General features: G+C 65.4%; 20 protein-coding genes. 1 reads left to right on the top strand and 19 read right to left on the bottom strand.

The window, feature by feature from the left end; translation table 11 throughout:
• Positions 1–10 precede the first annotated feature (10 nt).
• Positions 11–2890, bottom strand: a complete 2880-nt coding sequence (locus RBA95_RS12625) for a bifunctional [glutamine synthetase] adenylyltransferase/[glutamine synthetase]-adenylyl-L-tyrosine phosphorylase (protein WP_306017223.1) — start codon at positions 2888–2890, stop codon at positions 11–13.
• A gap of 90 nt (positions 2891–2980) precedes the next feature.
• On the opposite strand from RBA95_RS12625, the gene RBA95_RS12620 reads away from it, so the two are divergent.
• Positions 2981–3571 carry a hypothetical protein gene (locus tag RBA95_RS12620; RefSeq protein ID WP_306017222.1) on the top strand — a complete coding sequence of 197 codons (591 nt, stop codon included), beginning with the start codon at positions 2981–2983 and terminating at the stop codon, positions 3569–3571.
• On the opposite strand, the gene RBA95_RS12615 is transcribed toward RBA95_RS12620, so the two are convergent.
• The 18 genes from RBA95_RS12615 to RBA95_RS12530 all read right to left on the bottom strand — a co-directional run bounded on the left by RBA95_RS12615 (position 3537) and on the right by RBA95_RS12530 (position 23748).
• The gene (locus tag RBA95_RS12615) at positions 3537–4877 is read right to left on the bottom strand and encodes a HAMP domain-containing sensor histidine kinase (protein WP_306017221.1); all 1341 of its coding nucleotides are present in this window, start codon (positions 4875–4877) and stop codon (positions 3537–3539) included. The two genes, RBA95_RS12620 and RBA95_RS12615, sit on opposite strands and share 35 nt — an antisense overlap.
• A gap of 114 nt (positions 4878–4991) precedes the next feature.
• Positions 4992–5663 carry a response regulator transcription factor gene (locus tag RBA95_RS12610; RefSeq protein WP_306017220.1) on the bottom strand — a complete coding sequence of 224 codons (672 nt, stop codon included), beginning with the start codon at positions 5661–5663 and terminating at the stop codon, positions 4992–4994.
• A 60-nt stretch (positions 5664–5723) separates the two neighbouring features.
• On the bottom strand, positions 5724–7199 hold the full coding sequence (locus RBA95_RS12605; RefSeq protein WP_306017219.1) for a Do family serine endopeptidase: 1476 nt from the start codon (positions 7197–7199) through the stop codon (positions 5724–5726).
• Positions 7200–7332: 133 nt separating this feature from the next.
• The gene (locus RBA95_RS12600; RefSeq protein ID WP_306017218.1) at positions 7333–8538 is read right to left on the bottom strand and encodes an alpha/beta fold hydrolase; all 1206 of its coding nucleotides are present in this window, start codon (positions 8536–8538) and stop codon (positions 7333–7335) included.
• Between the two features lie 71 nt (positions 8539–8609).
• Positions 8610–8987 (bottom strand): cytochrome c-type biogenesis protein, encoded by a 378-nt coding sequence (locus RBA95_RS12595; RefSeq protein WP_306017217.1) that lies wholly within the window; start codon positions 8985–8987, stop codon positions 8610–8612.
• Entirely contained in the window at positions 8987–10948 is a 1962-nt protein-coding gene (locus RBA95_RS12590) for a heme lyase CcmF/NrfE family subunit (protein ID WP_306017216.1), read from the bottom strand. The genes RBA95_RS12595 and RBA95_RS12590 overlap by 1 nt, the downstream gene beginning before the upstream one ends.
• Complete coding sequence (ccmE, locus tag RBA95_RS12585; protein WP_306017215.1) at positions 10945–11445, bottom strand: cytochrome c maturation protein CcmE; 501 nt, start codon at positions 11443–11445, stop codon at positions 10945–10947. Before ccmE ends, RBA95_RS12590 begins: the two co-directional genes overlap by 4 nt.
• Positions 11442–12398 carry a hypothetical protein gene (locus tag RBA95_RS12580; RefSeq protein ID WP_306017214.1) on the bottom strand — a complete coding sequence of 319 codons (957 nt, stop codon included), beginning with the start codon at positions 12396–12398 and terminating at the stop codon, positions 11442–11444. Before RBA95_RS12580 ends, ccmE begins: the two co-directional genes overlap by 4 nt.
• Positions 12395–13045, bottom strand: coding sequence for a DUF938 domain-containing protein (locus RBA95_RS12575; protein ID WP_306017213.1), 651 nt, complete (start codon positions 13043–13045; stop codon positions 12395–12397). Before RBA95_RS12575 ends, RBA95_RS12580 begins: the two co-directional genes overlap by 4 nt.
• A gap of 42 nt (positions 13046–13087) precedes the next feature.
• Positions 13088–14425, bottom strand: coding sequence for a hypothetical protein (locus tag RBA95_RS12570; RefSeq protein ID WP_306017212.1), 1338 nt, complete (start codon positions 14423–14425; stop codon positions 13088–13090).
• 55 nt (positions 14426–14480) lie between these two features.
• Positions 14481–15836, bottom strand: a complete 1356-nt coding sequence (locus RBA95_RS12565) for a sensor histidine kinase (protein WP_306017243.1) — start codon at positions 15834–15836, stop codon at positions 14481–14483.
• Positions 15837–15877: 41 nt separating this feature from the next.
• Positions 15878–16564 (bottom strand): response regulator transcription factor, encoded by a 687-nt coding sequence (locus RBA95_RS12560; protein WP_306017211.1) that lies wholly within the window; start codon positions 16562–16564, stop codon positions 15878–15880.
• A 14-nt stretch (positions 16565–16578) separates the two neighbouring features.
• Positions 16579–16866: a PepSY domain-containing protein gene (locus RBA95_RS12555; protein ID WP_306017210.1), complete on the bottom strand. Its 288-nt coding sequence runs from the start codon at positions 16864–16866 to the stop codon at positions 16579–16581.
• A gap of 75 nt (positions 16867–16941) precedes the next feature.
• Positions 16942–17841 carry a DnaJ C-terminal domain-containing protein gene (locus RBA95_RS12550; RefSeq protein ID WP_371933613.1) on the bottom strand — a complete coding sequence of 300 codons (900 nt, stop codon included), beginning with the start codon at positions 17839–17841 and terminating at the stop codon, positions 16942–16944.
• Positions 17842–17920: 79 nt separating this feature from the next.
• Entirely contained in the window at positions 17921–21715 is a 3795-nt protein-coding gene (locus RBA95_RS12545; RefSeq protein WP_306017208.1) for a glycoside hydrolase/phage tail family protein, read from the bottom strand.
• Between the two features lie 12 nt (positions 21716–21727).
• Positions 21728–22150: an NlpC/P60 family protein gene (locus RBA95_RS12540; RefSeq protein ID WP_306017207.1), complete on the bottom strand. Its 423-nt coding sequence runs from the start codon at positions 22148–22150 to the stop codon at positions 21728–21730.
• Entirely contained in the window at positions 22147–23004 is an 858-nt protein-coding gene (locus RBA95_RS12535; protein WP_306017206.1) for a DUF2163 domain-containing protein, read from the bottom strand. The genes RBA95_RS12540 and RBA95_RS12535 overlap by 4 nt, the downstream gene beginning before the upstream one ends.
• Before the next feature lie 186 nt (positions 23005–23190).
• Positions 23191–23748, bottom strand: coding sequence for an SRPBCC domain-containing protein (locus RBA95_RS12530; protein ID WP_306017205.1), 558 nt, complete (start codon positions 23746–23748; stop codon positions 23191–23193).
• Positions 23749–23774 lie beyond the last annotated feature (26 nt).

The raw sequence follows: 23774 nt of genomic DNA, 5'->3' as shown, positions 1-23774 counted from the left end.
CGGCGAGCGTCTATTCCGTCGGACGGGGTCTGACCGGCCCGACATAGCGCTCGAAAATGGCGCGCACCTTGCGCGCCGTATCGTCGACCCGATCGGCGGTGCAGCCCAGATCCTCGCAATGGGCGGCCTGGCAAATCCGCCGGGCGAAAGGATCGCTCGCCTTGTCCGGGTCAAAGTCCGCGCCATGGGCGGCGCGCAGGATCTGGGTCAGATCACTGTACAGCTCATGCGCGTCGCGCAGCACGCACGCATCGCCCGCTGAGAGCCATCCGGCCTGGCACAGGCGATCAATCGCGCCGGAGGTGTCCGCGCCCAGCCGTTCGCCCTGAACCAGCTGGCCGATCTGGGCGATGAACTCGATATCGATCAGACCGCCGGGGCGCAGCTTGAGGTCCCAGAAGGAGCGTGCGGGCCGGTCCCGTTCCAGACGCGCGCGCATGTCCGCCGCATCCGCGCGCAGCATCTCAGCCGAGCCCGCCGCGCCGATGACGGTGTGGATGGCGGCGTCCAGCGCGCTGGCGAGCCCTCCCTCCACCACGATACGGCTTCGGGTGAGCGCCATGCGTTCCCAGGTCCAGGCTTCGGACGTCTGATAATACTCCTTGAACCGCGACAGGCTGACTGCCGCCGGCCCCGCCGAGCCAGACGGACGCAAGGCGAGATCGACTTCATAAAGTTCGCCCTCTTCAGTCGGCGCCGACAGGGCCGAGACCAGACGCTGGGTGAAGCGGATGAACCAGGTTTGCGCCCCGAGCGGTCGCTTGCCGTCAGACTGCTCCGCCGTGGGGTCATAGACCAGCATGATGTCGAGATCCGAGGTCGCCGTCAGCTCCCGCCCGCCCAGCTTGCCCAGCCCCAGAACCGCCCAATCGCCGGGCGGCGGGCCATGGCGCACCGTCATCTCCCGGACCGCCGCCTGCGCCATCGCGGCCAGGGATGCGTCCGCCAGATCGGCATAGGCCTGACCGGCATCCTGCGCGCGCGCACGGCCCAACAGGAGCTGCCCGCCAATGCGGAGCTTCTCTTCCCGCGCCAGACGCCGGGCGGCGTTGAGCGCGAGCTCATACTCCATCGCATCCAGGCCCGAAAAGCGTTCGATGCGATAGGCGGGCGGGTCTTCGCTCAAGGGCCGGGCGAAGGCCGGGTCGAGCAAGGTGTCCAGAAGCGCCGGGCGCCGCGCCAGCGTTTCCGCCAAACGGGGCGCCAGGCCCAGCATGGCGATCAATTCGCGCGCCAGGACCGGCTGGTTCACCAGCAAGGACAAGGGCTGCACGCCGCTGGGCAGGCCTTCAAAAAAGGTCGAAAACCGGGTGAAGGCGGCGTCCGGATCTCCAGTGGCCGACAGCGCTTCGATCAGGCGCGGCGCAAACCGGGAGAACAGGCGCCGGGCGCGTTCGGTACGCGCGGCGCGGGCGCGACCCGCCGCCCAGCCCGCCAGCCGCTCCCAGACCCGGTCGGGCTGGGAAAAACCCAGACGATCAAGCGTTTCGCGGGTATCAGGCGTGGGCTCGACGCCGGTCAGCACCAGGCTGCCTGCTTCAGTGGCGAGGCTTTCCCCCTCGCCGAACTGGGCCGAGAACGCCGCATGCACCGCCCCGAACAGCGCCGTCATCCGGGCATCAAAATCGCTGAGATCATCCGAGCCTGACAGCGCCGCCACGGCGCGGCGCGTTTCGGATTGAAGCGGCAGGGTCTGGGTCTGCTCATCCTCGAGCATCTGGATGCGGTGCTCCACATCGCGCAGGGCGATGTAATAGGCGGTCAGCGCTTCGGCTTCTTCTGATTCAATAAGATCATGAGCGGCGAGCGCGGCCAGGGCGTCAATGGTGCCCGGCGCGCGCAGGACCGGCATGCGTCCGCCAAACACCAGCTGCAGACACTGGGCGTAGAACTCGATCTCGCGAATGCCGCCCCGTCCCAGCTTCACGTCATGGCCCGCCGCCCGCACCTCGGCGCGCTTGCCCACCGCCTGGATCTGCTTGGCGATGGCGCGGATATCCTCAACCGCGGCGAAGTCCATGGTCCGTCGCCAGATGAAGGGGTTGAGGTCTTTCAAAAAGCCCTCGCCCGCCGCCCGGTCGCCCGCACAGACGCGCGCCTTGGCATAGGCCGCCCGCTCCCAGTTCTGGCCCACCGCCTCGAAATAGTGCCGCGCCATGTTGGCGCTGACCGCGACCGGGGTGGAGCCCGGGTCCGGGCGCAGGCGCAGATCGACACGGAAGACATAGCCGTCTGCGGTCGCGTCCTGAAGGATATTGCTGAGCTTCTGGGCGATGCGCGAGAACAGCTTGAGCGGATCCTTGCCCTGCGGCGCCTCGGCGATGTCGGGCTCGTAGGCGATCACCAGATCAATGTCGGAGGAGAAATTCAGGCTGCGCGTGCCGTGCTTGCCCAAGGTCAGCACGAAATAGCCCGGCAGCGGATTGAGCGGATCGCTCACCTCGACGCCATAGCTGCGCGCCGCGCTGGCCAGGCTCGCTTGTACGCACGCGTCGGCGAAATCGGTCAGCGCCGCCATCACCTCTTTCAGGCTGAACGCCCCGGCCAGATCCGCCAGCGCAGTGACCAGATGCAGGTCGAGCTTGGCCCGGCGCAATACGGCCATCACCTCGGCCTCATCCTCCAGCGTGGCCGCCTCCCGCGCGGTCTCGCACAAGCGCACGATCAGGTCTTCGGGGCTGGTCGTGGCAAGCTCACTCAGCGTGTCGGCGCGACGCGCCGCCGTGCGCGCCAGATAGGGCGCCGCCGCGAATACGCCATCCAGGAAATCCGCCCCCTCGCCCCAGGCGTCAAACACCGCTGCGCCTATACGGTCCCGGGCCCGCCGGGCGCGGTCGGGCGCAATATTGGGCAGGCGCTTGGTGATGCGGTCTTTGAGGGGCGCGGTCATGGGCGCAGAGTGCAGAGCGTTGCGGGCTGCTGCAAGATTGCGAGGCGGTTCAGCATCCCCTACCGTCTGATTCACTTGGGAGGGGAATCCATGATCAGAAATCTCTGTGTGGCGGCAATCCGCCTGCTCGCTCTGTATCTGGTAGCGATTACTCTTCCCAATCTGTTTTTCACTCTGCTGCGATTATTCGGCAGGAGCCACCCAATCTCGGACAACGCATACGAAATTCAGAACTTCATAGGGCTTGGCATAACGATCACTCTGGCGATCGCGCTATGGGTCTTTTCGGGTTTGCTCACAAAGGTCATTTTACCAGAGACAAAAAGCTCTGCAGAATCTGATATCAAGGCGCAGGATTTCGTTCTAATCGGCCTCTGCCTGATTGGTGCGAACACACTGATCAACAGTCTTCCAGACGTTATTGTATACGCGACTGAAGTTATACGCTCTCGAATTGCTGAAGGCGCCGCCGCAAACCCAAACACGGCGTTACAGATGCAAACTAGGCCCGGCCTGGCTTCTTTATTGTTTGAAGCCGTCATCAGCTCTGTATTTGGCGCCGGCCTGCTCCTCTTCGGCTTCCGGCTGCATCCCCTGCTGCGCAAGTTCCAGACCCTGCGAACCGCCGGACATGACAAGGCCGAGCCTATTTCCGCTTCGGAAAGGTCAGAGCAATCCTGAGGCCGGGACCCGCACCGTCCACGGCGCCGGGGCCGTCATCGAGGCTGAGCGTCGCGCCATGCACTTCGGCGATGGCGTGCACCAGTGACAAGCCCAGGCCCACGCCGGGCTGATTGCGCGAACGATCCAGACGCACAAACCGCTCCAGCACCCGGTCGCGATCCTCGGCGGGGATGCCGGGGCCGGTGTCGGTGACCGACAGCTCGATCCGCCCCTCGCCGGTCTTGCGACCGCGCAAGGCGATCGCGCCGCCATCAGGCGTGTACTTGATGGCGTTGTCGAGAAGGTTGGCGATGGACTGGGCGATCAGTTCACGATCGCCGGTCAGCATCAGACCGGGCGTGCATTCGCACAGGAATTCGGTGCCCGTATCTTCACACACCGGCTCATAGAGCTCGCACATGTCTTCCATCAGGGCCGCCAGATCGATGGGTTCGAAGGCGCGGCGACGCTCGCCGGTCTGGAGCCGGGAGAGCGACAGGACGGCGTTGAAGGTCTTCAGCAGCTCGTCCACATCGCTGACCGCCTGCATCAGGGCGGCTTCGCGGGCCTCCAGATCGCCTTCCTCCACAAGGGCGGATTCGATCCGTCCGCGCATGCGGGTCAGCGGCAGACGCAAATCATGGGCGATGGAATCGCCCGCCGTGCGCATGCGGTGCATCAGGTTTTCCACCCGGTCGAGCATGTCATTGAAATTGCGCGACAGCTCATCGAGCTCATCGCCCGAATAGGTGCGCGGCGCTCGGGTGTCGAGCTTGCCCGTCATCACGGCGCGCGCCGCCTCATTGATGCCATCCAGACGTCGCGCAAAGCGGCGCGACACCACCGCGCCCGAGACAATGCCCAGCGCCAGTGACAGGCCCGACGCGATCAGCACCGAGTTCAGCGTATTGGCGACGAAGCGGCTTTCCTCTTCCACGTCGAGGCCGACGAAAAGCTGGTAGCCATCGCCCAACTCGACGATCTGGCCGCGCGCATCGCGGCCCTCCTCGGCGCGGTCGATCACCCCGTCCACGGGCTGACGATCATAGGTGAAGCGCACCCGCCCCTGCGGATCGGTGGGCGCTTCGGGCAGGCCATAGATATTGCCCACCAGCTGCTGACCCTGCGGGTCGAGCAGCATGTAGAAGAACTCGCCGCCGCCCACCGAGCGCTGGACCAGATAGCGATAGGCGCCCTGATAGCCCCGCTCTTCATAGAGCGTTTCGATTTCAGAGACTTCAGCGGAGACCGAGGCGTCGGCGCGCCGCATGGCCGCGCTGACGGACGCGGCATAGACCAGCGCCAGGATCACGAAGCTGGACAACGCGAACAGCGCCGCAGACAGCAGCGTCAGGCGGAAGGCGGTCGTCCGCAGAAACGCGGGCGCCCGCCAGCCTTTATGGGTTTGCGTGTCCAGTGTGTCCCCCGCCGCTCTGACCTAGTCGGAGAGACGATAGCCTGCTCCGCGCACGGTGTGCAGCATGGAGGTCTCGAACGGCTTGTCGATCTTCGAACGCAGACGGGAAATGTGAACGTCGATGACATTGGTCTGGGGGTCGAAATGATAGTCCCAGACCTTTTCCAGAAGCATGGTGCGGGTCACGACCTGGCCGGCATGGCGCATGAGAAATTCCAGCAGGCGAAACTCGCGCGGTTGAAGCTGGATCGCCTCCTCGCCACGCACGACGGTGCGCGCCAGAAGGTCCATTTCCAGATCGCCAACGGACAGGCGGGTTTTCAGCGCTTCGGGATCGCGGCGACGGGCCAGCGCATCCACACGCGCTTTCAGTTCGGAGGGCGCATAGGGTTTGACCAGATAGTCGTCCCCGCCTGCGGTCAGACCGGCCACCCGATCATCCACCTCGCCCAGCGCGGACAGCACCAGCACCGGGGTCTTGTCGCCTTCCTCACGCAGGATGGAGACCATGGACAGGCCGTCGCGACGCGGCATCATCCGGTCCACAATCAAAACATCGAACGCGCCGTCACGCGCCATGGCGAGGCCGTCCTCGCCATCATGGGCCATATCGACCACATGTCCGGATTCGCGCAACATTTTGCCTATGTTGCCCGCGACCTCGCGGTCGTCTTCCACGATCAGAATACGCATGACTCACTCCCGAACCAGAACAGGCGCCGGGTTTCCCGACCCGACGCCTGCGTGTTGTTGTTATTCGTCCGTCTCTTCGGACGGCATTTCGAGCGCCGCATAACGGCGCTGGCCGTTTTGCGAGACCACAAAAACCAGAAGCGCCCGGCGGTCACGCGCGCGCGCATCCTCCACAGCCGCTTCAAAATCAGACAGGGCGTTCAGATCACGTCCGCCCGCTTCCAGGATGACATCCCCCGGGCGCAAGCCTTTCTCTGCGGCTTCAGAACCCGGACGGATGCCCTCAACCAGCAGCCCGCGCTCCTCAAGGTCCAGGGCCTCGCGCTCTGCGTCATCGGGCTCGCTCAGCGCCAGACCGAACTGGGCGGCGGCGCCCGCTTCACGATCCGGCGTCTCTTCCGGGCTCGACGTGTCCGGACGCTCGGTCAGCTCGACGCGGATGGTGCGCTCGCGCTCATCGCGCAGAACCCGGAACGCCACGCGCTCACCGGGGGCGAAGCCGCCGACCCGGCGCGTCAGCTCGCGCGGGTCATCGACCGGCTCGCCATTGATTTCCAGGATGATATCGCCGTTCTCAAGGCCTGCGGCCTGAGCCGGGGTGTCATCAAGCACCTGGTTGATCAACACGCCTTCGAGATCCGCGTCCAGCCCCATGGCGTCCCGCAGATCATCGGTCAGCACCGCCGGGGCGATGCCCAGATAACCACGGCGCACTTCGCCGTTCTCGATCAGCTGGTCGATCACGGTCGCGGCGAGATCGGACGGAATGGCGAAGCCGATGCCCACATTGCCGCCGGTGGGGCTGATGATGGCGGAGTTCACGCCGATCACCTTGCCATCAAGATCAAAGGCCGGACCGCCCGAATTGCCGCGATTGATCGGCGCATCGATCTGCAGGAAGTCAGTATAGGCCTGGGAGGCGCCCATCTGACGGCCAGTCGCGGAGATGATGCCCGCCGTGGCGGTGCCGCCCAGACCGAAGGGATTGCCCACGGCCACGACCCAGTCGCCCACGCGGATGCCCAGATCCCGCTCAAGCTCGACATAGGCGAAGGGCTCGTCCTCTTCCTCGACCCGGAGCAGCGCCAGATCGGTCGCCATGTCCGTGCCCACGACCGTCGCTTCAAGCGAGCGGCCATCGGTCAGCACGACGCGAATGGTGTCGGCATCGCGGATCACATGGTTGTTGGTGACCACATAGCCATCAGCGGAAATGAAGAAGCCGGACCCCTGGGCGCGGCGTTCGCGCGGTTGATCGGGCATGCCGCCGAAGCGTTCGAAGAACTCGCGAAATTGCGGCGGCAATTGCGACATGTCCGGCGCGTTCGGCGCATCCACGCTGCCTTCGGCCTCGATGGAAACCACAGCCGGGCTGACCTGTTCGATCAGGCTGGCGAAGCTCATCGGCGCGCCGTTCGGCGCCGCATAGGTGTAGGCGGAGGGGGCTTCCTGTGCATTGACGGCGACGGTGGTCACAGCCCCGATTGAAAGGGCGGCGACGGCGGCGGACAGGATCAAACGTTGGGTCAGTTTCATGGCAGACAATCACAGTCCTTTGCGCGTATCGGGACCGGCGGACCGGCCCATGGGATACATGTGTGATGACAGGGTGCGGCTGACAGGAATATTACGGCGACCTTACGGTTCCGTAATGATGGAATATTGCTGATCAGCGCGTTGATTTGTAGCGGCTTTCCACATGGGCGCCGCGCTCCAGGGTCCGGTGGACCGGACACTTGTTGGCGATTTCGAGCAGTTTCAGCTGCAGGGATTCATCGCTCAATCCCTCCACTTCGATCTCACGGTCAAACAGATCAGAGGGGCCTTGCGCCTTGACCTTGCTATGGGTGACCCGCGTGGTGATGCGGCCCAGCTCGATCCCCTTGTGATTGGCATACATGCGCAGGGTCATGGTGGTGCACGCCCCTAGCGCCGCGGACAGCATGTCATAGGGCGCAGGACCGCCATCCAGACCGCCAACCTGTTCAGGCTCGTCCACGATGAAGGCGTGCTCGCCCGTCACCGCCCAGCTGTGAAAACCGCCCAGCCCCGTTTCCTCGACGATCGCAGTTTCGCCCGATCTGAGCTGGGGCGGCGGGCCGAGCTGAGCGGGCGGCGCATACCGGCTCGCCCAGGCGGCGATGGAATCAGCGGCGTAATTGGTGTCCGCTTCCCGGCTCAGCAGATGATCCGCATCATCCAGGCTGAGAAAGCTCTTGGGATGGCGCGCCGCCACGAACAGCCGCGTGGCGTTCTCGATCCCGACGGTCTCATCGATCGGTGAATGGGCGATCAGTAGCGCCGCCTTCATCTCCCCGACAACCGTGTCGAGCTTGTGATCCTCGATATCGTCGAGGAATTGCTTCTTGATGGTGAAGTCTCGCCCGGCCAGCGACACTCTCGCCGACCCGTTTGTCTTGATCGCCTCGACATCATCCTTACTGAAATGATGGCGCACATGGTCCGCATCCGCGGGCGCATTGAGCGTGGCGACCGCCTTCACCTCGGCGATCGAAGGCGCAGCGGCGATGACCGCGGCGCCGCCGAGCGAGTGCCCGACCAGAAGGCTTGGCGCGTCATGCGTCTCGCGCAGATAGTCCGCGGCCTTGATCAGATCGGCGACATTGGAGCTGAAATTGGTGTTGGCGAAATCGCCTTCGGACTGGCCCAGACCGGTGAAATCGAACCGCAGGACTGCATAGCCATGCGTGGTCAGACGCCGGGAAATCCGCTGGGCGGCATGGACATCCTTTGAACAGGAAAAACAGTGCGCAAACAGCGCCCAGGCCCGAACCGGTCCGTTCGGGCGTTCAAGCCGCGCAGCCAGCGTCTCGCCGGACGCGCCTTCAAACGTGACTTTCTGCGACTGCGCCATACCCGCCTCTCATCCTGTCTTCGACATCATGAGGTGGCGTCAGGACCGCCTGGCTTCAAGGCAGACCCTGCTCACGCTTTCTTGGGGCGCTTTCGCATGGATGTGATCAGCAAGCCGCCGCCCAGCGCCAGAAACACGACCGGCGCCGCCCAAAGCAGAAGGGTGTTGGAATCCATGGGCGGACGCATCAGCACGGCATAGCCGAAACGCTGCACCAGCGCCTCGCGGACGGCGTCATCATCGGCGCCCTGAGCGACCTGCTCGCGCACGAAGCGACGCATGTCCTGGGCCTGGGCGGCGTTGGAGTCCAGGATCGACTCCCCCGAGCACACCATGCAGCGCACTTCACGCATCAGCGCCTGAGCCCGGGCTTCCTCCTCCTTGGGCAAGCCGCCAAATGTGGGCGTTGATTGCATCGCCAGCACGAGCGCCAGAACAAGGGCTTTCATCACACCGCCTCCGCAGGCTTGGTCGCCCGATCGCGTTGCACCACCGGCGCATGAGCGCGCAGACGTCCGGTCAGGGCGAGCGCGCCGCCCAAGACGATGAAGACAGCGCCGAGACTGAGCGACCAGACCAGCGGGTGGAACGCGACCCGGGTTTCAAACGCGGTCGTGCCGTCAGACCGCAGCCGCGCTTCGCCCACCGAGACATAGAGATCGCCGGCGATGGAGGATTTGAGCGCCACTTCCCGCGTGGTCTGGTTCGCGACAGCGTAGAACCGGCGTTCGGGCGACATCACGCCGCCTTCGCCTTCATCCACCACGATGCGCGCGCGGTCCGCCATATAGTTGGGACCATCCGCCCGGCTGACGCCATCCAGTCGCAGCTCGCGTCCTGCTATGGACACGCTTTCGCCCGGCGCCAGCGCCACATTCTGATCGGGCGGACGGGATGCATCTGCAGCAGCGCCCAGCGCGATGAAGCCGACACCGGCATGGGCCATCACCCGACCTATCACCAGCAGCTTCTGACCGCGCGCCATGGCCACCGGCAGGAACTGACCCAGATCCATCACGGCGCCCGAAATCGCCCAGACGCCGATGGCGCCGCCGATGACCGCCAGTGGACTGGCTCCGGCGAACAGGAAGGCGATGACCACAGCCGCCACAGGAATCAGCATCAAAGCCGCGCGCATTTGCGAAACACCGTTCTTCAACCCGCCATTGGCCCAGGGCAGAAACGGCGCGAGCGGCATCAACAAGGCTGCGATCAGCAGAAGCGGCGTGGCGGCGGCGTTGAAATACGGCGCGCCAACCGAAATCGTGGCGCCGCCCATCATTTCCAGCAGCATGGGATAGAGCGTGCCGATCAGCACCACGCCCGAGGTTGCCGCCAGCAAGAGATTGTTGGCGCCAATCAGCGCTTCCTTGCTGGTGGGTTCAAACCCGTCGCCCTCACCCAGCGAGCCGGCGCGCAACGCAAACAGCAAGAAGCCCGCGACCGCAGACACGCCCAACATGCCCAGGATCCAGACCCCGCGTTCGGGATCAAGCGCGAAGGCGTGCACCGAGGTGATGACGCCCGAGCGCACCAGGAAGGCGCCCAGAATGGAGAGAATATAGGCCAGAAGCGCCAGAAAGACGGTCCAGCCCGGAAAGGCGCCGCGCTTTTCAGTGGCGATGGAGGAGTGGATCAAGGCCGCGCCCAGAAGCCAGGGCATGAAGCTGGCGTTCTCGACGGGGTCCCAGAACCACCAGCCGCCCCAACCCAGCTCGTAATAGGCCCAGAAGGCGCCCAGTGCGATGCCGGCGGTCAGGGCGGTCCAGGCGCCCAGCGCCCAGGGGCGCAGCGCCGCCGCCAGAATGCGGCCCGGCGTTTTCTGCATCAGGCCCGCCGCGGCGATCGCGAAGGCCGTCGACAGCCCCACATAGCCCACATAGAGCATGGGCGGGTGAATCACGAGGAGCGGATCCTGCAAGATCGGATTGAGCTCAGCGCCCTGCAACGGGACCGGAGACACACGTTCGAACGGGTTCGAAGCGAAGGCGAGAAAGCCGAAGAACAGGGTTTGCAGCAGCCCCTGAAAGCTCACCGCCCGCGAGCGCAGACCGTCATCACGCGGCCCCGACCGGGCGAGACCGTAACCGAACAGCGCCAGGATCAGGCACCACAGCAGCATGGAGCCTTCATGCCCGCCCCAGCTGGCGGCGATCTTGTAGGCGAAGGGTTTTTCGATCGAGGAATTGGCCGCCACATAGGCGATGGAAAAATCCGAGCGCAAGAAGCTGGCGATCAGCAGGATCATCGCCACGCCTGCGGCCAGAACCGCAATCTCGGACGCCGCCTTGCCCGCGCGGGCATAGGCGTTGCGCCCGCCCAGTTCCGCGCCGCGCCAGGCGACGAACATCTGCAACAGGCTCGCCAGCAGCGCCAGCGCGATCAGATAACGTCCCAGCTCGGCAATCATGAGGGCTGCTCCGTCTCAGCGGCATCATAACCGTCAGGCCCGCCATAGCCGGAATGGTCGCCGGCTTCCTCGTGCCACATGCCCGACTCGCGCAGGGCTGCGGCGACTTCGGGCGGCATGTAGTTTTCGTCGTGCTTGGCCAGCACGGTATCGGCGGTGAACCGGCCTTCGGGATCAAACACGCCCTCAGCCACAATGCCCTGCCCTTCCCGAAAGAGATCGGGGAGCGAGCCGTCATAATTGATCCGGATTTCCCCGCCGCCATCGGTAATGGTGAAATTGGCGCCGCCCCGCGCGGGACGCTCCACGGACCCGTCCAGCACCAGGCCGCCAACCCGCACTCGCTGACCGGGCTCGGGCGGGTTTTCGGCCACCATGGCCGGCGAATAGAAGAAAACCATGGCGTCGCGCATGGCGGTCATCGCCAGACCTGCGGCCCCGACAAGCACCACGCCGGCCGCCAGCGTGATCCACAGACGTCGCTGGGCTTTTCTCATGGCTCGATCTCCTCGCCGTCAAAGGCAGTACGCATGGCCGCAATCAGGGCCAGTGCGCCGGCATCGTCTTCAAACTGCGCTCGTGCGCGATCCAGCGCGGCGAGCCCGGCCTGGTTGTCACCCTGCGCCCATCGGGCGCGGGCCAGGGTCAGCCAGCCTGACAGATCCTCGGGATCTTCTTCCAGACGGGCTTCCAGCCGCCCCACCATCATTTCAGCCAGATCTTCCGGCGCCGCCCCGGCCGCGATGGCGTCTGCAAACGGCGCCGCGCCATCGGACCCCGGCCCGCCCTGCGGACGCGACAGAAGGTCTGCGGCGCGCGCGGCGATGGCGGCGCGAAACGGATCACCCTCATCCAGCCGGGCGATGATGTCAGACCAGACCGTTGCGGCCTGATTGCGTTCGCCCCGTTCGTAATACGCGGCGCCCAGGAAAAAGGCCGGTTCGGGCAAGGTCGGGTCCAGGCGGTTCGCGGCTTCAAAGGCGCGCTCGGCCTCGGGCGTGACCTGGCCGTCATTGAGCACCACGAGGGACTGACCCAGATCCGACAGCAGGCGCGGATCTTCCTCGATCCGCAGGGCGCGCGTGAACATCGTCACCGCTTCCAGCTCGCGTTCGCTGCGCGACAGGAAGCGTCCCAGAAGCCTCAGGGCTTCCAGGTCTTCCGGGTTCTCGCGCAGGATGGCGCGCAGTCGCGCTTCCTGCTCGTCCGGAGACAATGTTGCGGGATCGGCCTGCGCCAACCGGTCCGCGACAGACGCATAAGGTGCGCCCGGCGTATCGGGCTCGCCATTGACGAAATAGAACCCCAGCGCGCCCAGCAGCACCACGGGCGCAATAATGAGCGCCATGAAGCGCCCGGCGCCGCCTTCAGCCTGGCTCAGGAACGGCGTGGCGAGACGCCAGGCGGCGGCTGCGCCAATGAGCGCTGTCAACAGAATGAAGACGATCATGCCGCGCCTCGCTTGAAAGTCAGCATGAGATTGTTGGACGGCATGGCCAGACGTTCGGTCCGCTCAAGACCGTGTTGCGCCGCCAACGCGTCTACATCGGCCAGCGGCCGCACGCCCCAGCGCGGATCGCGCTGTTTCAGGCTGGCGTCGAAATCGAGATTGGACGGCGCGGTGTCAGCCCCTTCCAAGAAGGGCCCGTACAGGTGGAGCGCGCCATCGGCCGTGAGCCGGTTTGCAGCGCCCTCAAACAGGCCCTCCGCCGCCGCCCAGGGCGCAATATGGATCATGTTGGCGCAATAGATCGCATCAAAAGGCTCCAGTGAGTCCCACCAGCCCTGAGCGCTGACATCAAGATTCAACGCGGGCTGGATACGCCCCTCGGCGTCTTCGGCCCAGGCGTTTTCGCTGGCGCGCGATGCAGGATCGGGATCGCTGGGCGTCCAGTTCAGATCCGGACGGGCGCTGACCACGGCCAGGGCGTGCTCGCCCGTGCCGCTGGCGATTTCCAGAACGCGCGCGCCCTCGGGCAAGCGGGCGCTAAGCGCGGTTGTGATCGGTTCGCGATTGCGCGCAGCGCTCGGTGAGCTCAGACGCGCGCCATCCGTGTCGCGATCTTCCAGGGCGATGGGAGGAGATGTCTTCGTCATAGGGGGGTAGATAGACTGTCACCCGCCCGCTTTGAAGGCGAATTAGGCGGCTTGGACTGCGGCGGCTCGGCGCAGGAGGACTTCACCGGTCTCGCGCATGCCCAGCACATCAAGGAAGCGGGTCACTTCACGCAGTCGCTGATGGTCCGCTTCCTCGTCCTCAGAGACGTTTCGCCGCAAGCGCGCCAGAATGTCCTCGCCCGCCTGTTCGCTCATCTCGCGGAACTCGTCGAGCAGATGCGCATGGGCGTTGCCCGTTGCGGTCCGCGCCGCGTCATCCTTCACGCGATACAGGAAACCGCACAGCGCTTCGGCCTGGTCAAACACCGCATCGCCCGGATGAGGCGTTTCCTTGGTCCACCGGCGTGACATGGTTTCAGGCAGCGCATGCTCGAACAGGCGCCGCGCCTCTGCATGGATAACGCCCATCTGCTCACTGGCGGAGGTGCGCAACGCAAACAGGCGCTTGCCCCAGGAGCCATCCTTGCGGATCCCGATCTCGCGGATCATCCCCACCGTGACCGCCGCAAACTGGGTGACAGCCTCGACACAGCGCTCCACAGCCTCGGGCGTTGTGGGCGCGGTCTGGAACCCCTTCAGGTAAAAGGCGGCGTCGCTGAGCAAGGCCTCCCCCACCCCGGACATGTCGGTATGGGTCAACAGGAAGTCGTCATCGCGCCGGGCAATGCGTTCGAACACGCGCAGCATGCGCCAGGGCTTCTGAACGCGCGCCATGGTCATCAACAGCACCCAGACGCCCGCTTCAGGCTGTTTCTCGATGGCCTGCTCATAGCGGTCGCGCAACTCTGCGCAGACCTCGTCATCCATCTTCTCGATCTCGTCCGGCAAACCGTCCATCGCTTCACGCAAGGCCGGAACGCTTATCAGAAGACCAGCGATAGAGCGCACTTCCTCAAAGTCAGTCACGCCCAGCTGATGACGCAAGCGCTTGCTTTCCTTGGGCTCATGCTTGAGCTCGTCCAGCGTCTCGATAATGGTGTTCGCCACTCGCACCCGGGCTTCATCCAGCGCCTCATCATCAAGGTCGTGGGAGAAGGTGGAGGCGGCGTCCATCGCCTCGGCCGCAGCCTCCGGATCCAGATCCGCGCTGATCCAGCTCCACAGCGGCACCAGCAGCGCTTCAGGAATCAGAGCCCGGGACGGCTCAATGACCGTGCGGTCGCCAATGGCGTCCTTCAACGGCAGGAAAAACTGACGGCAGGCGGCGCCATCCGCGCCATAGCGGCAAAATTCCAGCATCCGCGCCATGCCCGGGTCCATTTCATTGGCCAGGTCGACAAGTCCGTCCATCCGCTCCACAGACATGTGGGCGAGCAGCATGGACAGTTTTTCGACTTTCTCCGCAGAGAGCGGCCCCATGGGATCACCAGGTTAAGCAAAACTGGACTAAGGACATAACTGAACGCGGTTAATGTCAGCTTTCCACAAGCGCGGGCAACCACAAACACGCTTTAAGTCCGCCCCTTTGGGATCGGTCCAGTTCAAGCGCACCGTCATAGGCGCGCGCCAGGTCCACCACGATGGCCAGCCCCAGCCCGGTTCCCGGCGCCTGCTCGTCCAGCCGAACGCCGCGCGCAAGCACCGCCTGACTTTGGTCCTGAGTCAGCCCCGGCCCGTCATCCTCCACGCACAGGTATAACTGCCCGTCGCGCAGGCTGGCCTCCACAGTCACTTCACTCGCAGCCCATTTGCAGGCGTTGTCAATCAGATTGCCCAGCAGCTCTTCAAGGTCCTGTTTTTCGCCACGAAACAGGATTCGCCCCTCACAGGACCAATGCAGCGAGATGCCCTGACGGCCATAGATCTTCTGCAAGGTGCGCCCCAGATCATCGAGCGTGCGCTCCACCGGGGTGCGAGCGCCGATCGTGCGCGCATGGGCGGCGGCGCGCGCCCGGCGCAAATGGTGCTCGACCTGTTCAGACATCAACCGAGTCTGCCGGTCCACCTGACGGGCAAGCGGCCCTTCCTGGTCCCGCGCTTCATTGGTCAGCACCGTCAGCGGCGTTTTCAGGGCATGCGCCAGATTGCCCACATGGGTGCGGGCGCGCTCAACGACTTCCTGGGAGTGATCCAGCAACTTGTTGAGCTCACCGCCCAGCGTGATCAGCTCGGCGGGATAAATCCCGCTGACGCGGTCGGCGCGACCATCGCGCACATCGGCCACGGCGCGCCCCATGCGCAGGACCGGGGCCAGGCCCACGCGAACCTGCGCAAAAACACCAATCGCGAGCGCAATGGTGAACAGGAAAAACAACCCGGCCGAGGCCAGGCCAAAGCGCAGGATCCGCGCATTGGCGGGTCGTTGATCTTCGGCGGCGACCACCAGCAAGGGGTGCTCCACCCCCTCGATCAGGATCGCCCGGATCACCAGACGCAGCGGTTCGCCATCCGGGCCCTTGCTGGTGCTGCTCACCGGCCGGCCCGGGCTCGACAATGCGTCGCCCACCGCCTTGTCGGGCGGCGTCAGCACAGCATCGGCCAGAGATTGCGAGCGCAGCGGCTCCACATCCCGGGCGCCCGCCAGCGCGACCTGCCAGTAGCGCCCGGAGAAAGTCTGGGAAAACCGCGGATCAATCAGATCCTCATCAAGGCGCAGGTTCAGTGCGTCACTGACCTCCACATGCGCAATCAGCGCATCGGCGACACCGGCCAGCCGATCCTCGAGATCACTCAGCACCGTCTGACGAAACAAGGCCGTCAGCGACATGGCGCCCAGCACCAGTAGCACGAGCGCCCAGCCCAGCGCCGTCAGAACCAGACGGCGCACCATCGACCCCTGGCTCACCAGGGGCGGCGATGAGCCCGGCTCACTCACTCAGCCGCCGAGCTTTCAGTTTCACCGGGATTGACCAGGCGGTAGCCCAGCCCGCGCACGGTCTCGATCCGGTTCGAGCCGATCTTCTTGCGCAGACGACCGACAAACACCTCGATCGTGTTGGAATCGCGGTCGAAATCCTGATCATAGATATGCTCGACTAGCTCGGTGCGCGAAATCACCCGGTCCCGGTGATGCATGAGATAGCTCAACATCCGGAATTCGTGCGAGGTCAGCTTGATCAGCTGGTCATTGAGAAAGACGCGTGAGCCACGGGTATCCAGGCTCAGATCGCCGCACACCAGCGTCGAGCTGGCATGGCCCGCCGCCCGGCGGGTCAGGGCACGCAGGCGCGCCAGCAATTCCTCGGGGTGGAAGGGCTTGGTGAGATAATCATCGGCGCCCGCGTCGAAGCCGGCGACCTTCTCGCTCCAGCGATCTCGCGCCGTCAGGATCAACACCGGGGCGGACATGCCCATGTCGCGCCAGCGCTCCAGCACCGTTACGCCATCCAGCTTGGGCAGGCCCAGATCAAGGACAATGGCGTCATAAGGTTCGGTTTCGCCCAGGAACAGACCATCTTCACCATCAGCCGCCGTATCCACGGCATAACCGGAATGGGTCAGCACATCCGCCAGCTGGCGGCGCAGGTCCGGGTCGTCTTCGACAATAAGCGCACGCATGTCAGCGTCCTCCGCTAGCGCCGCACCCGTCCGGAAATCGCATCGACGCGAACATCCAGCCGGCGGCCTTCCGGGGTCAGAATCCGGATCATGTAATAGGGATTCTCACCATTCACGAGCCGGTGCGAAAGCACTTCCGAACCGGGATAGGCCCGACGCACCGCGGCCACCGCCACCGACACGGGCACGATGGACTGGGCTGCGGCATGGACCGCATCCTTGTGGCCCTTGGCGTAGGCCGGCGCATCCGCAAGAGCGGCAGCGCAGGCGAACGTCAGGAAAAGAGTGAGAATTCGTTTCATGACAGGCTTAATGACGGATCCGGGCTGAACGCATGCTGAACGCGGCTGACAGGGTTTCGCCGCGATGGACACCCATCATGACATGAAACGCTTACGCGGATCATAACCCGGAGGCGGCGTCCAGTCCTCGATAAACGCTTCAAGATCAGGATCGTTCAGCGGCACATCAATGACCAGCCGGATGATCTGGTCGCCGCGGCCGCCCTCGCTTTTGGGCGCGCCCTTGCCGCGCAGACGAAGCTGGGCGCCCGAATTGGCCCCTGCTGGCACGCGCACTTCCACCATGCCATCCACTGTGGGCGCACGCACCGTGCCGCCGAACAGCGCTTCTTTCAGGGAAATCGGCAGATCGAGGCGAATATTGTCGCCCTCACGCCGGAACCAGGCATGCTCGCTGATCACGATCTCGATCAGGGCGTCACCCGCCGGGCCGCCATCGCGACCGGGATGCCCCTGACCGCGCAGACGCAGCACCTTGCCGCTCTCCACGCCCGCAGGCACGCCGACTTCAAGCGATTTGCCATTGGGCAGGCTGACACGCTTCTTCGCGCCGCGCATGGCGTCTTCGAAGCTGACGGTCAGGCGCGCCTTGATCTCGGCGCCGCGCATGGGCTGCCCCCGACCGCGGGCGCCGCCAAAATCGGTGAACAGGTCTGAAAACAGATCGCCCAGATCCTCGAACCTGCCGCTGGGGCCACGGTCGCCCGGACCACCGCCAGGCCGTGACCGGAAATGATACGCCGGGCGCTCCTGGCCTTGCGCATCAATCTCGCCCTGGTCAAAGCGGGCGCGCTGTTCCGGATCAGAGAGCAGTTTGAAAGCCTGGGTGACCTGCTTGAACTTGTCCTCCGCCGCCTTGTCATTGGGGCGCGCGTCAGGGTGCAAGGCCTTCGCCAGCTTGCGGTAGGCGCGCCGGATCTCATCGGCGCTCGCTGTGCGGGACACGCCCAGAATCGCATAAGGGTCAGTCATCATGGCCGTCGTGATAGCAGTCCATCTCCCGTCGGGCGAGCATCAGGGCGCACCCGGTTGGCGCATATCTGACCCTTCCGCCTCACATCTGCAAGACAGACGCCAGACCGGGACCATAACGCTCCGACACCTGACGGACTTCAAAGGCGTGACCGGTCAGGTCCGTCGGCAAGGCCGAACGTTGCAGATCAAGACGTGGCGTCTCACACATCCACACGCCGATCACATCCGCATCACCATCTTTGAGCGTCACCTCATACGCCTCGTACGCTTCGCCGAGCGGAACCTCCACGCTCTGCCAGGGATCGCCCCCGATCCGGGTGCGCCGGATCCAGCTCAGAGACAGGCTGTCCGGCTCCTGTTTGATCTTGAAATGGACGGGCGAAAGCGGACGCAGATCACGCCCCTCATAGACCGCCGTCAGCCGCCGGGCGCGCCCATCGCTGCGCCTTGCGCCGTCCGGAAGTGCAATCACGCTGAGCGCGGCGCCGCGCTCGACTTCGTTGACCGGCATTACGGCCAAGGCCTCATCAAGCATGACAAGGCTGGCGCCTGATGGCGCGCCCGCCGCAACGGAGCCGCCCAAGCTGCGCAGCAGGCCGGTCAGCGTCCAGCTCTTGTCCGGCTCCAGCTGGGCGGTCTGAAACCCGATCACCTCCCAGCCCGCAGCGGATTGCACCGCCAGCCGATTGGCGCCCGCCAGAACCGCGTTCGGCGTGCGGCTTTGCAGAGCGCCTTCATTGAGCCGGATGCGCAGCGCCGCGTCCCGTCTCCACCGCCCTTCCGGGCCTGCGGGCAAAGCGTCCAGCAGCACCCCGGTCCGGGCCGGAATGCTCAACCGAACCCGCGCTGATGCGCTGGCCTCATCCGCGCCGGCATGGACCTGAACCCCGCCCGGCCAGGGCGTGCTCCAGGCCGCAGCCAGAAGACCGTTTCTCGAGGCGTCAGCCTCTGGATCGAGGGGCAGGTCCAACAGGCGCACCAGGGGCCGACCCGCCGGTGCGGGCGTTGGGCCTGATGCGGGCTCAGGACCGGATACCGGAGGCGCACTATCCGACATGCGTCCCAGATGCGCCTGGCGCACGGCGCCGCCATCGAGCATATCCAGACGCCAGACGGCTTCTCCCTCCGGCTGCACCGCATCCCCGGGCTCCAGTCGCGCCAGAGACGGCGGCAGGGCCAGCATCAAATGTTCGCCTTCATGCCGGGCGCGATTGAGCAGCTCGCGCGCCCAATCCTGCGCTTGCTGGCGATCGGCCAGGATGGGCGCTGTCAGCGCGACGACGCCATGGGTCAGAAAGTCGAGCCCATGCGCCTGCACCGCGGCGGGCGCGTAATCGCCATCATCGCAGATCAGGGTGATCCGGGCGTCGGCCGGGATGATTTCAGGCGGTGTGCGCGTCTGGACAAATCCATCCTCGCCCTGGGGCAAGGCGTCCCGGCTCAGCGCGGTTGGAGCCTGCCGCGGCGTCTGCGTCAGGCCAACCACCCCCCGGCTCTGATCGGTCAGGGTGAAGCCGAACACGCCCGAAAGCCGGGCGATAATATCGCGGGCGCGTTGCGGGCGGTCGATCACAAAGCCCGCCATGACGCCGTCCAGCGCAGAGACATCCAGACGCTCCAGCCCCGCGCGCCGGGCCACATCGCGCACCACCGCGCCCAGCGCAGACTGTCCCGCGCGCCCTGTCAGCCAGTGCCCGCGCCGCCAGTTGCCGCCATCGCTCCACACATCCTCACGCGTCGGGAATTCGGGGAAAGGCCGCCCATCCCAGCACCAGACATGGCTGCGCGCCACATCCAGCATCGGTCCGCCATAAACCGCAGAGACCGGATTACGCCCGCCCTCCGGAGCCCAATAGTCGAGCAGTGTTTCGATATAGCGGCGCTGGATCAGGTCATCGCGTGCGCCCGTCGAAAAATAAGGCGTCGCGCTTTCAGCGCTTTTGGGATCCAGGAAGACATTGGGCTGGTTCGCGCCCTTGTCGACCGCCGGGCAGCCCAGCTCGGTCAACCGGATCGGCTTCAGCCCCGGCGTCCAGGCGGTGGGCGTGCTGGCGCGCACCCCGCCTACCCGGTCATGATGGAAGTTCGACCACCAATCGGGCAGGCGCTTGTAAGCCCAGATCCAGTCTTCGCCATGGGCGCCATCAACAATGGGGGTGCGGGTCTGGGCCGCGCGGTCCGCCGCGCTGGCGTAATACCAGTCTCCGCCCTCGCCACCCTCCACATTCGCGCTCAGATAGGCGCGGTCATGGATCGATCCCGCAGCAGCGTCCGCATGGGCCTCGCCCTCGCGCCAGTCCGACAGCGGGCCGTACCAGTCGATCCCGATATAATCCACGTTCGGATCCGCCCAGAGCGGGTCGAGATGAAAGAATCGGTCCCCGGATCCATCCGCTGGCGCATGGCCGGCATATTCAGACCAGTCCGCCGCATAGGACAGCTTCACCCCCGGCCCGACCAGGGCGCGCACCTCGCCCGCCAAGGCCTTGAGACGCGCAACAGCCGGATAGGTTGTGCGGTCTGAGCGCACCTGATTGAGCGCCACCATTTCAGACCCGATCAGCAGGCTCTCCACCCCGCCCGCCGCCTGGGCGAGCGCGGCATGGTGCAGGATGAACCGGTCAAAGCCCCAATCCTCTGTTCCGTGATACTGCACCTCATCGCCGTTCAGAGAGAAGTCAGTCGCGGTCGCGCCGCCAAAGAAGGCGTTCACCTGCGCCGTCGCATCTGCGCTCTGATCGGGGCTGCCCGATTGGCCCGGCGCCGGGTTGGAACTGATCCGCCCCCGCCAGGGATAAGCAGGCTGGTAGCCGCCGCCATGGGGGTCGCCCGGGAGAGTCTCGGCCGGAATGTCCATGAGAATGAAGGGGTAGAGCGTCACCTGATAGCCACGCTGCTTGAGCGCCCGGATGCACGCGATCACCGTGTCGTCAGAGGGTGTGCCGCCATAGACCGGCGCGCCCTCTGTCTGCGACACAAGATGCGCGCTTGCCCGATCCAGCCCCGCCACACGCCAGCTCAGCGGACGGGTCAGCTTCTCGCGCGTCTCCACGCCGGGCCGGATCTGGCAGTGATCACAGCGCAGATCGGTTCCGAACCAGCTCGTCACCAGCGCCACCGATCTCACATTCGGCAAGCGCGCTTCTAGATCATCGAGCGCCGCATCGAGATTGGTGAAGGCGCGGCTGGTATGGACATTCTCGGCCCGCTCCTCGCCTTCACGCAGTTCTCGATAGACCGGCTCGGTCGCATAGGCGAACTCGCCCGAGGCCGGGATCAGGCACACGCCCTGCACCAGCTGTTCGAGCTGCGGCTCGTCTGAATCCAACGCCCCGGCGCCCAGCACTTCAAAACTCAAGTTGGGCAGGCGCGCGCCAAAGCCATCGAGCGGCAGGTCCTCAAACACCATATAGGCCAGCCCGCGATAGGTGGGCGCAGCCCCCTCTACCGCCTCGATCAGCGGGTCGGGCGCCTGGTCCTCGGCGCCGGTGTGAAGCCGCATCACGGCGGCGTCATGGCTCAGGATCTCACCATTCGCCCAGATGCGCCCTACGCCCGCAATCGGCCCCTCGCACAGCGCCACCGCAAAGCTGGCGGCGTACTGATACTCGGTCAGTTCCGGCCCGCCCTTGCCGCCGCCGGATGTCCGTGCGCTCTCGGTCACGGGCCCCATCCAGATTACCTGTCCCGCCAGTCGCATGCGGCCATAGACAATGGGCACGAAGGCGCCCTCGGTGGAGGTCTGAACGCTCAAACCGTCCAGGCGCGGGCCTTCGCGGTCGGGTGCAAACAGATTGCCGACCAGCGTCGAGGCGCCCGCCTGCAGAAAGGACGCCCCCGCCTGTCCGGCGGCGGTCAGGAGAAGCTGGCCCATATGGTCCTCGCTCTAAATGTGAGGGAAGGCGTAGGCGCCCGAAATCCGGCGACGCCAGAACGGCCCCAGCGCGGTCTCGCACACGCTCTGCCCGCGCCAGGCGTGCACAATGCGGTCCGGCGCTGACAGGATCGCGCAGTGGCGCGCAAAGCCGTTCGGCGCATAGCGAAACAACAGCACATCGCCGGGCTGGACCTGAGACAGATCAAGCGGAACCAGCCAGCGCGCCGCCGCTTCGCTGAGCGTGTCGATGGATGTCCGTTCAGACCAATCCGGCGCATAGGGCGGCAGGGCTTCCGGCTCCGGTCCGTAGAGCGCCCGCCACACCCCGCGCACGAGACCCAGACAATCACACCCGGCGCCCTCCACGCTCATCTGATGGTGATAGGGCGTGCCGATCCAGCGCTGCGCCTCGGCCAGCGCAGCCGCCCTCATTGGCGGGTCCTCACGGGCCGGATCAACGCGTCATTGCCGGGCATGTGCGGGCAACCGCGAAAGTTCAGCGCGTTGTTGAAACGGCCCTGACAGGTCTCGAACCGCTTGTCGCACCCCAGGCTGAGGCGCACCGTCTGTCCCGGCGCCACAGCTTCGGGGAGGACGCCCTCGAGCTCGACGATCCGGTCATTGCCGACCGTGCGCGCCAAAACGATCCGCTGGTCGGCCCAGTCCTCATCGGGCCAGTGCAAAACCCCGTTCTTGAGTTCAAGCGCCTCAAGACTGTCCGCTCCGCTGATCCGCACGGCGCGCGCGGTAATCCTTTCAGCGACACGGGCCTCGACCGAGCGCCCCTCAGAGCCCAGATCCACGCCACAGCGTGCATCGCCCAGCTCGGCGTCACACAGACGCGAGAAGGCGCGCCCGATGGTGCGATTGAGCCGCGCGCCCAGCCCCGCCACCTCCGCTTCAAAGCCCTGCTCTCCGTGGCGGATTTCCCCGAGCTCGCCCGTAAAGGCGCGCCAGAACAGCGACGGATCGGACCAGTCGACGCGATAGAGCACGAGCCCGGCCCCGTCCCAGACGCCGGACTTGATGGCGCTGCGCGTGATGACGCCGGAGTCGAGCTGGCCGAACACGGCGCCGCGCGCGGGCGCCCCGCCTGTCTCGCTGCGCAAATCCCCAGCAGAAAATCCTGAAGCAGGTTCGCAGCTTACGCCCTCTATCTTCAGCGCCTGATCATGGTCGGTAAAGCCGAATGTCATGCCGTCCCGGCGTGTCAGGATCCAGACCCAGCACAAGGTCGTGGCGCCCGCATCGAGTTTGGCTTGCAAGGGGGGTGGAATGTCGATCATGCGACCTCCAACAAAAAACCCCGGCGCAGGGCCGGGGCATGAATTCAGATAAGCGTCTCAGATTGGGCGCCCCGTGCCTGAAAGGCTCGCAAGGCCAAAGGCCGTCCGCAGCGAAGCGAGGATCGACCGCGCGGAGGCGCGGGAGAACAAGTAAAGCTTCCCGCCCGCAGCGTCAGCGCGACTGCATCATTCCTCAAACGCCGCACAAGGCGCTTCGGGCGCCAGATGACAGCCCGTTTCCATATAGGGTTTGAGCCGACCCTCGATGAAATGCACCCAGACCCGGCGGACAATGCCCGCAAGCTCCTCATCCACCTCGCCGGTCAGCGCCAGATCGACGGTGAAGCGTGTCTCATCCAGGCTGTCGCCCTCTTCCAGCGTCCAGCTGGACACGAGCTGCACCGCCCGACCGCTCAGGCCCAGCGGTCCATCCAGCCGAAGCTGTTCCGGCGCCCGCACGAAGATCACCCGCGCATGGACGACGCCATCGGGCTCACCCGCTTCAAAGCGCTCGTAGAACAATCCGCCCACTTCGGGCTCGATCACCAGCTCCGCCGGTCCCGGCCAGAAGGTATGATCCCACCAGGGAGAGACATCGCCCGTCGCCGCCTCGAACACTTCGGTGCGCGGGGCCTCAATCTCTACAACGATCTGGCTGCGAAAGCCCTGCACCTCGAAGGCCTCGACGACAGGCGCCTCGGGCGTTGTTTGCATCAGCGCCAGTGCGGCGATCCAAGCGATCATATCGTCCTCCCCAGTCTGCCTGACCA

The organism is Oceanicaulis sp. MMSF_3324, assembly GCF_030733545.1.
Taxonomy (GTDB): Bacteria; Pseudomonadota; Alphaproteobacteria; order Caulobacterales; family Maricaulaceae; genus Oceanicaulis.
The sequence above is the reverse complement of the archived record's forward strand: the minus strand, read 5'-3'. Positions and strand labels throughout refer to the sequence as shown.

What these genes read in the sequence shown, in the direction of transcription:
- RBA95_RS12625 (WP_306017223.1), bottom strand. Translation starts at nt 2,890, where the DNA reads ATGACCGCGCCCCTCAAAGACCGCATCACCAAGCGCCTGCCCAATATT.
- RBA95_RS12620 (WP_306017222.1), top strand. Translation starts at nt 2,981, where the DNA reads ATGATCAGAAATCTCTGTGTGGCGGCAATCCGCCTGCTCGCTCTGTAT.
- RBA95_RS12610 (WP_306017220.1), bottom strand. Translation starts at nt 5,663, where the DNA reads ATGCGTATTCTGATCGTGGAAGACGACCGCGAGGTCGCGGGCAACATA.
- RBA95_RS12605 (WP_306017219.1), bottom strand. Translation starts at nt 7,199, where the DNA reads ATGAAACTGACCCAACGTTTGATCCTGTCCGCCGCCGTCGCCGCCCTT.
- RBA95_RS12600 (WP_306017218.1), bottom strand. Translation starts at nt 8,538, where the DNA reads ATGGCGCAGTCGCAGAAAGTCACGTTTGAAGGCGCGTCCGGCGAGACG.
- RBA95_RS12595 (WP_306017217.1), bottom strand. Translation starts at nt 8,987, where the DNA reads ATGAAAGCCCTTGTTCTGGCGCTCGTGCTGGCGATGCAATCAACGCCC.
- RBA95_RS12590 (WP_306017216.1), bottom strand. Translation starts at nt 10,948, where the DNA reads ATGATTGCCGAGCTGGGACGTTATCTGATCGCGCTGGCGCTGCTGGCG.
- ccmE (WP_306017215.1), bottom strand. Translation starts at nt 11,445, where the DNA reads ATGAGAAAAGCCCAGCGACGTCTGTGGATCACGCTGGCGGCCGGCGTG.
- RBA95_RS12580 (WP_306017214.1), bottom strand. Translation starts at nt 12,398, where the DNA reads ATGATCGTCTTCATTCTGTTGACAGCGCTCATTGGCGCAGCCGCCGCC.
- RBA95_RS12575 (WP_306017213.1), bottom strand. Translation starts at nt 13,045, where the DNA reads ATGACGAAGACATCTCCTCCCATCGCCCTGGAAGATCGCGACACGGAT.
- RBA95_RS12570 (WP_306017212.1), bottom strand. Translation starts at nt 14,425, where the DNA reads ATGGGGCCGCTCTCTGCGGAGAAAGTCGAAAAACTGTCCATGCTGCTC.
- RBA95_RS12565 (WP_306017243.1), bottom strand. Translation starts at nt 15,836, where the DNA reads ATGGTGCGCCGTCTGGTTCTGACGGCGCTGGGCTGGGCGCTCGTGCTA.
- RBA95_RS12560 (WP_306017211.1), bottom strand. Translation starts at nt 16,564, where the DNA reads ATGCGTGCGCTTATTGTCGAAGACGACCCGGACCTGCGCCGCCAGCTG.
- RBA95_RS12555 (WP_306017210.1), bottom strand. Translation starts at nt 16,866, where the DNA reads ATGAAACGAATTCTCACTCTTTTCCTGACGTTCGCCTGCGCTGCCGCT.
- RBA95_RS12550 (WP_371933613.1), bottom strand. Translation starts at nt 17,841, where the DNA reads ATGATGACTGACCCTTATGCGATTCTGGGCGTGTCCCGCACAGCGAGC.
- RBA95_RS12545 (WP_306017208.1), bottom strand. Translation starts at nt 21,715, where the DNA reads ATGGGCCAGCTTCTCCTGACCGCCGCCGGACAGGCGGGGGCGTCCTTT.
- RBA95_RS12540 (WP_306017207.1), bottom strand. Translation starts at nt 22,150, where the DNA reads ATGAGGGCGGCTGCGCTGGCCGAGGCGCAGCGCTGGATCGGCACGCCC.
- RBA95_RS12535 (WP_306017206.1), bottom strand. Translation starts at nt 23,004, where the DNA reads ATGATCGACATTCCACCCCCCTTGCAAGCCAAACTCGATGCGGGCGCC.
- RBA95_RS12530 (WP_306017205.1), bottom strand. Translation starts at nt 23,748, where the DNA reads ATGATCGCTTGGATCGCCGCACTGGCGCTGATGCAAACAACGCCCGAG.